14 protein-coding genes are annotated in these 11,289 nt (G+C 45.5%); 11 read left to right on the top strand and 3 right to left on the bottom strand.

From position 1 onward, the window contains the following. The first annotated feature begins 28 nt into the window (after nucleotides 1–28). Together HKN88_05680 and HKN88_05685 are read left to right on the top strand one after the other, a co-directional pair. Nucleotides 29–262, top strand: coding sequence for a hypothetical protein (locus tag HKN88_05680; protein ID NNC97545.1), 234 nt, complete (start codon nucleotides 29–31; stop codon nucleotides 260–262). 15 nt (nucleotides 263–277) lie between these two features. Further along, on the top strand, nucleotides 278–700 hold the full coding sequence (locus tag HKN88_05685; GenBank protein ID NNC97546.1) for a hotdog fold thioesterase: 423 nt from the start codon (nucleotides 278–280) through the stop codon (nucleotides 698–700). A gap of 238 nt (nucleotides 701–938) precedes the next feature. On the opposite strand, the gene HKN88_05690 is transcribed toward HKN88_05685, so the two are convergent. Next, nucleotides 939–2,075, bottom strand: coding sequence for a toxic anion resistance protein (locus HKN88_05690; GenBank protein ID NNC97547.1), 1,137 nt, complete (start codon nucleotides 2,073–2,075; stop codon nucleotides 939–941). Between the two features lie 133 nt (nucleotides 2,076–2,208). Continuing rightward, nucleotides 2,209–3,048, bottom strand: coding sequence for a hypothetical protein (locus tag HKN88_05695; protein NNC97548.1), 840 nt, complete (start codon nucleotides 3,046–3,048; stop codon nucleotides 2,209–2,211). Between the two features lie 520 nt (nucleotides 3,049–3,568). On the opposite strand from HKN88_05695, the gene HKN88_05700 reads away from it, so the two are divergent. From HKN88_05700 to HKN88_05740, 9 genes are all read left to right on the top strand, one after another. Continuing rightward, nucleotides 3,569–3,730: a hypothetical protein gene (locus HKN88_05700; protein NNC97549.1), complete on the top strand. Its 162-nt coding sequence runs from the start codon at nucleotides 3,569–3,571 to the stop codon at nucleotides 3,728–3,730. Nucleotides 3,731–3,976: 246 nt separating this feature from the next. Continuing rightward, complete coding sequence (locus HKN88_05705) at nucleotides 3,977–4,339, top strand: zinc ribbon domain-containing protein (protein ID NNC97550.1); 363 nt, start codon at nucleotides 3,977–3,979, stop codon at nucleotides 4,337–4,339. A gap of 20 nt (nucleotides 4,340–4,359) precedes the next feature. Beyond that, complete coding sequence (locus HKN88_05710) at nucleotides 4,360–5,004, top strand: DUF502 domain-containing protein (protein NNC97551.1); 645 nt, start codon at nucleotides 4,360–4,362, stop codon at nucleotides 5,002–5,004. Between the two features lie 170 nt (nucleotides 5,005–5,174). Next, entirely contained in the window at nucleotides 5,175–6,947 is a 1,773-nt protein-coding gene (gene aspS / locus HKN88_05715; GenBank protein NNC97552.1) for an aspartate--tRNA ligase, read from the top strand. A gap of 9 nt (nucleotides 6,948–6,956) precedes the next feature. Further along, a complete protein-coding gene (locus tag HKN88_05720; GenBank protein NNC97553.1) occupies nucleotides 6,957–7,205 on the top strand; it encodes a hypothetical protein in 249 nt (82 codons plus the stop codon). Nucleotides 7,206–7,334: 129 nt separating this feature from the next. Continuing rightward, on the top strand, nucleotides 7,335–8,099 hold the full coding sequence (locus tag HKN88_05725) for an alpha/beta hydrolase (GenBank protein ID NNC97554.1): 765 nt from the start codon (nucleotides 7,335–7,337) through the stop codon (nucleotides 8,097–8,099). A 244-nt stretch (nucleotides 8,100–8,343) separates the two neighbouring features. Continuing rightward, nucleotides 8,344–9,453: a hypothetical protein gene (locus tag HKN88_05730; protein ID NNC97555.1), complete on the top strand. Its 1,110-nt coding sequence runs from the start codon at nucleotides 8,344–8,346 to the stop codon at nucleotides 9,451–9,453. 13 nt (nucleotides 9,454–9,466) lie between these two features. Next, a complete protein-coding gene (locus tag HKN88_05735; GenBank protein NNC97556.1) occupies nucleotides 9,467–9,874 on the top strand; it encodes a hypothetical protein in 408 nt (135 codons plus the stop codon). A 1-nt stretch (nucleotide 9,875) separates the two neighbouring features. Next, entirely contained in the window at nucleotides 9,876–10,559 is a 684-nt protein-coding gene (locus HKN88_05740; GenBank protein NNC97557.1) for a hypothetical protein, read from the top strand. On the opposite strand, the gene HKN88_05745 is transcribed toward HKN88_05740, so the two are convergent. Then, nucleotides 10,556–11,289 (bottom strand): DNA mismatch repair protein MutS (locus HKN88_05745; GenBank protein ID NNC97558.1); only part of this gene is annotated, 734 nt, incomplete at its 5' end. The two genes, HKN88_05740 and HKN88_05745, sit on opposite strands and share 4 nt — an antisense overlap.

Consider the following 11,289-nt stretch of genomic DNA (forward strand, 5'->3'; position numbering starts at 1 on the left):
GCCGATGGGATTTTTTCCATGCGATTTCATGCAAGGCAAAGTGGGTGGCGCCATTGTTTATAATGAAAAACACAAACCTTCCAGGCAAGGCACGATCGTTTACCTGAATGGTGGCGAAGACCTTTCAAGGGTTTTAAACCGAGTTGAACAGGCCGGTGGTACAATTCTTTCGCCAAAAGAATTTGTGAGTAAAGAGATCGGGTATGTGGCGTATTTTTTGGATAGTGAAGGCAATCGCCTGGCTCTGCATTCCAGTAATTAACCAGAAGAAACAATAATGACAATTTGGAAAAAACCAGCCAGCCTGGAACAATTGAATAAACTCAGTAATGACTGCATGGTCGAACATTTGGGCATCGAGTTCACCGAGATCGGGCACGATTATCTCAAGGCCAGTATGCCGGTGGATAAACGCACTCATCAACCCATGGGTTTATTGCACGGAGGCGCTTCGGTTGCTCTGGCTGAAACCATTGGCAGTAGTGCAGCCGTTTTGGCGTGTCCGGACGGTTACGCGGGTGTTGGACTGGAAATAAACGCCAACCATATGCGCGGCGTGAGAAGCGGGCATGTGCACGCCACCGCAAAACCATTGCACATTGGACGCACAACGCATGTGTGGGCTATCGAGATCGTTAATGATGCAGGCAAAATGGTGTGTGCGTCACGTTTGACCATGGCGATCATTGAAGCAGGGTAACTATCTAAACACTATTCAAATCCACCGCCCATTAAGGCCAAACTCCCGATAATTAATTCACCGACCAAGGCTGTAGTAATGATCTTCCAGGCACGGTAAGGCCTTTCACCTCGAACTTTTCCATTAGACCGTTGACCACAAAGCGGTATGCGTTGCACATCACCTATAATGTCGTGACATATGTCAGTGCGGAATATCCATTTCCTTGCAAAATCCCGTACTAACTCCTAACTACTAGTCACGAGCTTCCACTAACATGTGCGCTGGCAGCAGCAAGTTGCTTACGCAGGGCATTTTCAGTTTCGATCAATTGCCCTTCGGCCTCTTTACGCATACGTTTGCCTTCATCGGCAATTTGCAAACTTTCCTGAATGGTATCGATCAGGCTTTGATTGGCTTTTTTAACACTTTCAATATCAAAAACACCACGTTCTATCTGCTCGCGGGTCATTTTATTGGCTTGTTGCAAATTCTCGGCGTTTTTCTCAAGCAGTTCATTGGTGAGGTCGGTGGCTTCTTTGATGGTTCTGGCCGCAGCACCCGATCGCGCAATGGTTACCGCGGTGGCGAGTTGTTGTTTCCATAACGGGATCGTGTTGGCCACAGTAGAATTGATCTTGGTGACCAGACCTTTATCATTTTCTTGCACCAGACGAATACTTGGCAAGCTTTGCAAAGTGACCTGACGGGTTAATTTCAAGTCGTGCACGCGTCGCTCGAGGTCATCGCGGGCGCTGCGCATGTCCCGCAGTTCCTGGGCTTCCAGCATGTCGTCGGTGGCTGAAACCAGTTTGGCTTTTTCCGGAATGGTCTCTTCATCCAGTTCACGTAATTTTTCTTCACCGGCTGCAATATACAGATCGAGATCATGAAAATACTGCAAATTGGCTTCGTACAAACGATCCAGGGCAACAATATCATGCAAGAGCTTGCCTTTATGATCATCCAGATTATTGGTAATGCTGTCGATCTGCTTTTGCACCTGCTCGTACTGTTGCATGAATTTGACCAAAGGTTTGGCTTTACCGAACAAGCGGGCAAAAAAGCTTTGCTTAACATTCGGGTCCAGACCACTTACGTCAAAGCCGCGTAAAGTAGCCACCACTTCATTTAAAGAATCACCGGCCGAGCCGAGATCTTTATTGCGCACCCCTTCGAGCATGTTTTCAGACACGGTCGACAGTTGTTCCTGTGCTTTGTTGCCAAAAAAGATGATCGAATTGGTATCGGTCATATCAATCTCGTTGATCAGTCCTTCAATGGCCTGCTTGTCCTCTGCTTCGGCTTCCTGATAGACGATCATGGCGTTTTTCACTTCCGGCAAAGCCTTGGTGGCTTCCAGCATGTCCTTGCTGGAGATGAGTTCTTGTTCCATGACCTGGACAGCAGAATCAATTACTTCTGCAGCGCGGTCGCTCTCTTTTTGCATTTGGGGTTCGTGTTCGCTCATGGGTGTCTCCGTAATTTAAGCATTAGATATTGTAGAAATAAGAAAATAGTACATGTAATTAAACGCCTTCTTTTTCCAGGCGTGTGTTCAATACCTCGATCTGGATATCTACATCCAGAACATCGTGGGCAATGAGCTTTTGTTTTTGTTCGGCAAACACGTTTTCAATGTTTACCAGTACTTCGCGATAATTTTTCGACAGATCATCGTTATCGGAATGCTTGATCGCTTTTACATAGCCTTCAGTAACGCGTTTTGCGCCGGTCAGGTAGGTGTGCAAGAATTTTCTTGCCTTGCGTAAGTCTTTAGGGTCTTCTTCTAGTAATCCCAGGATTTCACGGGCTTGACCGGTAATGATGTGCAAATGCTTTTTCATTTCCAGGTTTCGGATCTGGCGTCGTGCTTTTTCAATATCAATGATCTTTTCTTCGGCTTCTTCCAAAGCGGCAACAACATCACTTGTGCTGTAACCATCGGGCGTACTGGCAGCAGACTTTTCTTTACTCGGGTCTCTTCCATATGCCATGACCACACCGGCAAAGGCCCCAATGCCCATTAAGCTGGCGAACAGGATGTCATGTTGTCGAATAAATTTACTGACTATAAAAGTTGCAACCCCGAATAAACAGGCGCCGATCAATTTTCGCGGGAGCGTTGGAGGCACGGAAATTTTACGCCGTGCGTATTTTTTCTCAATACTCAATCCGCGTCGTGTGATCCAGGCGCCGTAAAAATACAAGATCGAGGCAATCACACCGTACATCAGGTCTTTGGTATCACCGGTGAATACACTACGCATGACCACCAATAAAAGAGGTAATGGCAATAAGAATAAAAATAACCCGTGCGGACTGACTGGTGGTCGAATGTAGCGGGGGGCGTCTGTGCGATAATCCATGATCAGATCACTTGAAGAAATCTAAAAAAGGGCTGAATAACTCGGTGCAACTGGTAAGGGTTACCGTCGCAAAAAGTATTAATAAGCCCAAAGTCCGGCGAAACCCGGTTTTCAATGCAGAACTGGCCGCAGAATTGTCCTGTGACTTGACTATTTTGTTCATATTTTAATCAATTGAAAGGAGTTGAATCTAATAGCACATATTACACCAAAGCCAATGCATAGACATCTGGTCAATCTGGATATATCTCATTGAAAATCTGGAGCTTGAAGAGTTCGATTCCTATTTTTTAAAGTGCTTTTCAGAATTTTTAAATAAAAATTTACACTTGGAGTGTAGGGGGATTCCCAAAAATTTGTTGCAAATGAAATTGAAAATTAACCACTTTGCATCTGTAAACACTCGAATAATTTTTTGATTTTGTTGTAATAAATCTGTCTATAAATACTAGTTATAGCTTTCATAAGAATCGCCACCAATACCATTGCCAATGCCGATGCAAAATTCATTGAAGGCGGTTTGGGTTTTGCTTATCGTCCGGCCTGGAATGACGAGTGGGCCTTACCCTGGCACTATACCTATTTGTATGACCTACGCGCCTTATCACAACGTTATTCACAAACCGACCAGCGTGCCAATGTGTTTGCCCTGGAAGGCATTCGCGGCCTGAATGCTCGCTAGGAAATGGTCGGTAAACTGGCTTATCGTAATACCGAGATCAGGCTGGATCGTCAGGACGGTCAATGGTTCGATAGTTCGGCAAAATTATATTGTACCAAGCTACTGTTTAAAACGATCATGTGACGTTTACCTTTAATAACAAGAATAGCAATCCAGAATAATTTATCGGGTACAATGCTCGTTTGAACTTGAATTCCAGCTATACATACCCATGTATAAGTGCTCTGTAAACATAAAATTAACCTCATGCCAATCTACGAATATCAATGCGGTTCTTGTAATCAGATAAGCGACGCCTTACAAAAAATGAGTGACGCCCCTTTGGTCACCTGTCCCGAATGCAACGAAGATGCCCTGAAAAAACTGGTCTCGGCGCCGCGGTTCAGACTGGCTGGTAGTGGCTGGTATGAAACAGACTTTAAGAATGATAATAAACGCAATCTGGCTTCTTCAGATGACAAGGAAAGCAAAGTCAAGAATGCCGCCAATAAAGCGGATCAGTCTAAAGCCGGTAGCAGTGAAACTAATTCAGCATCTGGTGAGTCCAAGTCAACCACGAAAAATAAATCGACTGGTACAAGCAATAAGGGTGACGGCAAAGCCGCATAAGTAAAATGGCTCAATCTAAAATGAAAGCATTACGTAGCTTCCTGGTAGCAGGTCTGCTAATTTGGGTACCGGTTATCATCACAATATTTGTCGTGCGCTTCCTGATCAACGTCAGTGACCGCGCTTTATTGTTGATCCCGCTCAAATACCGTCCGGAAACATTATTGGGTTTCAATATTCCCGGACTGGGCGTGATTTTTGCATTTTTGGTGTTGTTGGTCACCGGCTTGTTGGCGCGAAATTACTTTGGGACATTTATTGTTGCCGGGTGGGAAAAATTAATGTCACGCATACCGGTGGTGCGCACGGTGTATCATGGAGCGCGTCAGATCGCGGAAACCGTATTTGCTGACAACTCCAGTGCTTTCTCAAAGGTTTGTTTGATCGAGTATCCGCGTAGAGGTGCCTGGAGTCTGTGTTTTCAGACCTCCACCGAGGTCGGGGAAGTTCAAGGGCGCACCAATCGCAAGGTGGTCAGTGTATTTGTCCCAACCACTCCCAATCCAACGTCGGGTTTCGTCATCATCCTTCCGGTTGAGGACGTTATCGAGCTGGATATGAGTGTGGATGAAGGGCTGCGCATGATCATCTCTCTAGGTGTGGTGGTGCCAAAATGGAAGAACCCGGCAGATTTCCTGGCAAAGCAGGACGAGGAACAGGAATAATCCCCAAAAAGCCCGGGAATACAGCCCAAAAGCAGGGTAAAATAGCCGCCCTAATCAGGATTCCGTGAAAGTTTCCAATTTGGAGAATCCGCCAAACGCCAGCCATGGAATAACCTCGCTGGCGTTTTGTTATTAAAAAACACAAATTTAATGCAGGAAAAACTATGTCAATGCGAACGCATTATTGTGGTCAGGTTACCGCTGAGCTGATCGATACAGAAATTACCGTTACCGGCTGGGTGCACCGGCGGCGAGATCACGGTGGTGTGATCTTTATTGATCTGCGTGACCGCGAAGGCTTGTTGCAATTGGTCTTTGACCCGGACTATGCCGAGGTTTTTGCCCAGGCAGAAAAATGCCGTAGCGAATTTGTACTAAAAGCAAGCGGTAAGGTCAGACCGCGCCCCGAGGGTACGGTTAATTCGAATATGACCACCGGAGAAGTCGAAGTATTGATAACCTCCATGGAAATTCTTAACAGCTCAAAAACTCCCCCGTTCCACCACGATGAAGACGCTAACGAAGATACGCGATTGAAATTCCGTTATATCGATCTGCGTCGTGAGCATATGCAAAACAATTTGATCTTGCGCCACAAGGTTACGCGTGCAATGCGTGAGTACTTGGACAATGTCGGGTTTATTGATATTGAAACGCCAATGTTGACCAAGGCAACTCCGGAAGGTGCACGCGATTATGTGGTACCCAGTCGTACCCATCAAAACAAGTTTTTTGCTCTTCCGCAATCGCCGCAATTGTTCAAACAGTTATTGATGATGTCGGGTTTTGACCGTTATTATCAGATCGTGAAATGTTTCCGTGATGAAGACTTGCGGGCCGATCGTCAACCGGAATTCACCCAGCTTGATATCGAAACATCCTTTATGGATGAAGAAGACATTATTACCACCATGGAAGCGTTGACCAAGCATTTGTTCAAGCAGGCGATTGGTGTGGATTTACCGGATTTCACACGGATGTCATACGCCGAAGCCATGCGACGCTACGGCTCCGATAAACCGGATTTACGCATCCCGCTGGAACTTGTGGATATTGCCGACTTGATGGATGGAGTGGAATTCAAGGTGTTTGCGGGTCCCGCCAAGGATCCGCGCGGTCGTTTGGCGGCATTAAAAGTGCCTAATGGCAGTGAGCTGACACGTAAACAGATCGATGAATACACTAAGTTTGTGGCCCGCTACGGTGCCAAAGGCCTGGCCTACATCAAAGTCAATGATGTCAGCGCCGGAGCCGAAGGCTTGCAATCTCCGATCGTTAAATTCCTGACCGAGAACGCCATCAAAGGCATTTTGGAACGTACCGGTGCTAAAAATGGTGACCTCATTTTCTTTGGTGCGGATAAAGCCAATGTGGTTAATGATGCTCTGGGCGCATTGCGTGTTCAGTTGGGTCAAGACCTTGATATGCTCGGCGATGGCTGGGCGCCTCTCTGGGTCGTTGATTTCCCGATGTTCGATTACGATGAAAAAGAAGACAGCTACAACGCCTTGCATCACCCGTTCACAGCACCACGAGGTTCTGTAGAAGACTTGAAAAATGACCCTGAACATATGGTCTCACGTGCTTATGACATGGTACTCAATGGCTCCGAAGTGGGCGGTGGTTCGGTGCGTATTCATGACCAGGCCATGCAGTCGGCGGTTTTCGATCTATTGGGGATCAGTCCGGAAGAAGCACGAGAAAAATTCGGTTTTTTGCTCGATGCTCTGCAATACGGTTGCCCACCGCATGGGGGCATTGCCTTTGGTTTGGATCGCTTGGTGATGTTAATGGCCAATGCGCAAAGCATTCGTGAAGTTATCGCGTTTCCAAAAACCCAGACCGCTGCTTGCCCGTTGACTGATGCGCCGGGCGATGTTCCCGCTAAACAATTGCGTGAATTGGGAATTCGTTTACGTAATCCGAATCCTGAAGCGTCTTAGGAGTTCACAGTGCATTGGTATCAAAAACTGGCCTTTGCGATGTTCCATTGGGACTACGTGTATTATCGAGGGAAAATATTCTCGGGCCCCATGCGTGTGCATTTTTCGCCGAATGGCGAGGCTTACATCATGCGTGGAAAAATGATCCACATTCCAAACAAGATACCGCCCGAAGGCAGTGACCTGGAAGGTGAACATGAAGGCGATACGGTTTTGCCCTTAACGCCTGGCATTACCTGGTACAAAGAAGCAGAGTGATATTGCGGATAATATTACTGAGACATCACGAAGCATTTCGAAGACCTGTACGCTACTGCCGCACAGGTTTTTTTATTTTCTAATGCACGTTTCCCTTAACATAAACAATTATTTACTGCACAATGGGGTATGAATGATAAAACCAAGCTGGATGAATTAACCGGTGCTTTTAAACTACAGGTCGACTCTATCCGGGAAAGCGTGCAAGACGTTTTCAGCAAAGACAAATCAGACGATCAGGAAGCCGCCGATACTGCTGTGAAAAAAGAGCATGTGGTCCTGGTGCATGGTTTGTTTTTACATGGAACCGCTACCAAAGTTATGTCTAACTGGCTGGAAAAGGCGGGTTATTCCACCAGTGAATTTTCTTATCGCTCGGTTTTTGAAGACCTCGACAATAACGCCAAACGTCTCAAGGAATATTTTGAATCTCTCGACGCGGATGTGGTGCATGCGGTGGGGCACAGTTTGGGTGGCGTACTCATCCAGCACATGTACGACATTTATGATGTGCACAAAAAAGGCCGGGTCGTGGCTTTGGGTTCTCCATTTTTAGGCAGCAAGGTTGCCGCCTATTTTCGCCAACATCCGTTAACCTCGGCAGTTTTGGGAAAATCGATAGCCGCGGTGAATGAGTCGCAAGAGCGCCGCTGGAATTCGCATCATGAGCTGGGCATCATCGCTGGTATTAAATCGGCCGGCATTGGTAATATCCTGACCCGAGTATTGAAAGGTCCAAATGATGGAACCGTTGCAGTTGCCGAAACAAGATTGCCGGGCTATAAAGAACACATCACGGTGCCGGTGTCACACACACAGTTGATCTTTTCGCAACGAGTCTCGGAAAAAGTGATCAATTTTTTGAAAAACGGAAGTTTTGAAGACTGCGATTGATTTTGGGTTCAGGCACGGGCTAGATACATACTTTCAATTTTCTGTTTGAAGTGCTTTTTACCCCATCCCGCCAAAGATTTGCCATTCTGGGGACTGTGTCGTATCTGGCACACTTTATTTTCCATAAATTCAACAAGATAGCCGTAGTTGTGCAAGGCCCCCGTTCGTCTTAATATGTAAGACGATGCACAGTTGATTGAGGCTGCAATCCCAATACTAAAAAGAACAAGGTGGTGGGGGAAACATGGATATTAAAGAGTTATTACACCAAGACAAAAAGACCCAAGACTGGATTATTTATTCAATAATCGCACTAGTCTGTTTGTTTGTTATTGTGAGTGCGATTAATTCTTTGCGCTCAAATGATCAGGCGGATATCAAGTCAACCGACGAATCCAAGTCTTCGTCATTGGCTGTCGCGATGGATGTAAGTGACGATTCTAAATCGTCCAATAATAAATTGTCGCGAGATCTGGAAGCCTTTGCCCAAGAGAAACCAACGAACATCAATGTCACTGATACCTCAGCGGCCGTAGAAGAATCACAGACTTCGGATAATCTGTCTGCGAATGTGACAGAGAATGATAGTGAGTTTGTACTTGGCTTACCGGAGCCGGTAGAAGGTACGCCCTTGATGATGTTGCCTTTGATCTCTGGTCAAGATGATTCACCCACAGCAAATATTGGGCAACGCACTGCTGCCAAAAATATCCTGTTCATGAACACCAAAAACAACAGTTCTTACTGGATGTTTGATAATCCTCAACGCCTGATTGTTGATATTAATCAATTTCCCAATTCGTTTGGTTACACGCCGGATAGCCAGGGAACAGAAGCAATTTTCTATGACACAGTTTCTCGCGACAGTAATCAAGATGGTTTAATTGATGAGAAGGATAAATTGAGTCTGGCTATTTCCACTCCGGAAGGCCGTAACTACCGTACGGTATTGAGTTCCTACGACAAGATTATTAGTAAATCACTCACTGAAGATAATAGTGTGTTTATGGTCTATCAGAACGACGGCCAGTCTTATTCAATGCTGTTTACCATGAATCCGTTTCAGGTTATTAGTAACCGTGCATTACCTAAAATGAGTCGCAATATCGAATTGCCGTATTGTCCTGACAATCTTGAGAACGGTGATGACGCAATCGATTGCGCCATTTACCATGGTGGCGAGATTTCGGATCTGACCAATCTGGAGCATCAATTCACCACTGAGCGCTCAGGGAGTTATTGGGTTGTGAAACAACAGCCCGAAGACGGTATTGAATCCTATTGGGAGTTTGTATTGTCATCCAAAGGCAAACTCATGAGTATGAAGCAGTTTAATCAAACCGCTGAAAATTAATTCGAGCAAAATTATGCACGATCAAGATAAAAAACTGAAATTGTCTCTTTTGCTTTTACGCTTAAGTGTATTTTTGGTCATGTATATGTGGACGATCGAGAAATTTCTGAATCCCGAGCATGGGATTAAAGTTTTTGAACACTTTTATTTCATGGGCGGACTGGATGAAAAGGCGATGTATGTAATCGGTGCGATAGAAATGCTGTTGCTTTTGGGGTTTGTGGTCGGTTATAAGAAAAAAATCACCTACGGCGCAGTCTTGGTATTGCATGCGGTTTCAACCTTGTCATCATTCAAGCAGTATCTGGCGCCTTTTGAAGGTGCAAACATGTTGTTCTTTGCGGCCTGGCCAATGTTGGCGGCCTGTTTTGTGTTGTTTATTTTGCGTGACAGCGATACCAAATGGACAATTGGGAAATAAATTGCAGCCCATAAAACAAATAATACAAGATCAATTTGCACTTTTAACCTTCAAAGAATTCAAACCAAAGCTCAGTGAGTTTGGGTCATATTATCTACTTTTTGGGCTGTTTACCGCATGGCTCGCAGGGGTTGGGCGTTATTGGGATAACCCCAAAGCAGAATTGTGGCAGCATTTGGGATTGGGCTCGGTTGCATACTGTTTTTTTCTATCCGCACTTTTATATTTCCTGCTATTACCGCTAAGGCCAAAAAATTGGACATACCGGACAGTTCTGATTTTTGTCTCAATGACATCTTTGCCTGCAGTATTGTATGCAATACCTGTCGAGCGGTTTCTTGATATCAAGTCAGCACAACTCGCCAATGTTTGGTTTTTAGCGGTCGTTGCAATATGGAGAGTAATACTTCTGCTATTGTTTTTATTACGATCGGCCAAACTGGGGAAAGTTGAGTTATTTATTGCTGCATTTTTACCAATCGTGATGATTGTAACCGTGCTCAGTGCATTAAATCTTGAACATGTTGTATTTAACATTATGGCAGGTTTTTCGCCAGAAGATGTTTCGGGTAATGACCTAGCCTATCAAATATTGGTGTCAATCACTTTTTTATCTATATTTTTACTGCCGTTTTTATTCATAGGATATATTTGGTTTGTGATAAAAGCGTATAAGAAAAATTAACTCAATTTCTTAAGCTCATATAACTTCTGTAAGGCCTCGCGCGGTGTGAGGTCATCGGGATCGATATCGTCCAACGCATGCACCAATGGATCGACAACTGTTTGTTCATCTTGCGGTTCTTCCATGGCAAACAAGCCACCCAGTCCTTCGTCTTGTTTTTGTTGTTGTTCCAGATGCTCCATGAATTGTTGCGCCTTACGAATTACGCCTCGCGGGATGCCGGCCAAGGCAGCGACTTGCAGGCCGTAGCTGCGGTCAGCCGGACCGGGTTTTACTTTGTGCAAAAAGATCAATTCATTTTTATATTCGGTCGCATCCAGATGCACATTGACGCATTCTTTAAAGTCTTCGGCCAATGCCGTCAGTTCAAAATAATGTGTAGCGAATAGCGTAAAGGCACGTACTTTACTGATGATGTGACGTGCGCATGCGTAGGCCAGGGAGAGCCCGTCGAAAGTCGAGGTGCCACGACCGATCTCATCCATCAAGACCAGGCTTTTATCCGTCGCGTTATGCAGGATATTCGCGGTTTCAGTCATTTCAACCATAAAGGTCGAACGCCCACCAGCCAGATCATCGGCGGCACCAATACGGGTAAAAATGCGGTCCAAGGGGCCAAGTTTGGCCGAATCGGCGGGGACAAAGGCCCCGATGTGGGCGAGTAAAACGATCAAAGCCGTTTGCCGCATAAAGGTTGATTTACCGCCCATGTTTGGCCCGGTGATCACCT

Source organism: Gammaproteobacteria bacterium, from assembly GCA_013001575.1.
Classification (GTDB): domain Bacteria; phylum Pseudomonadota; class Gammaproteobacteria; order Steroidobacterales; family JABDMI01; genus JABDMI01.

Coding starts and splice junctions, on each gene's coding strand:
- HKN88_05735 (NNC97556.1), top strand. CDS start 9,467: ATGCACGATCAAGATAAAAAACTGAAATTGTCTCTTTTGCTTTTACGC.
- HKN88_05710 (NNC97551.1), top strand. CDS start 4,360: ATGAAAGCATTACGTAGCTTCCTGGTAGCAGGTCTGCTAATTTGGGTA.
- HKN88_05695 (NNC97548.1), bottom strand. CDS start 3,048: ATGGATTATCGCACAGACGCCCCCCGCTACATTCGACCACCAGTCAGT.
- HKN88_05725 (NNC97554.1), top strand. CDS start 7,335: ATGAATGATAAAACCAAGCTGGATGAATTAACCGGTGCTTTTAAACTA.
- HKN88_05730 (NNC97555.1), top strand. CDS start 8,344: ATGGATATTAAAGAGTTATTACACCAAGACAAAAAGACCCAAGACTGG.
- aspS (NNC97552.1), top strand. CDS start 5,175: ATGCGAACGCATTATTGTGGTCAGGTTACCGCTGAGCTGATCGATACA.
- HKN88_05705 (NNC97550.1), top strand. CDS start 3,977: ATGCCAATCTACGAATATCAATGCGGTTCTTGTAATCAGATAAGCGAC.
- HKN88_05680 (NNC97545.1), top strand. CDS start 29: ATGCAAGGCAAAGTGGGTGGCGCCATTGTTTATAATGAAAAACACAAA.
- HKN88_05690 (NNC97547.1), bottom strand. CDS start 2,075: ATGGAACAAGAACTCATCTCCAGCAAGGACATGCTGGAAGCCACCAAG.
- HKN88_05685 (NNC97546.1), top strand. CDS start 278: ATGACAATTTGGAAAAAACCAGCCAGCCTGGAACAATTGAATAAACTC.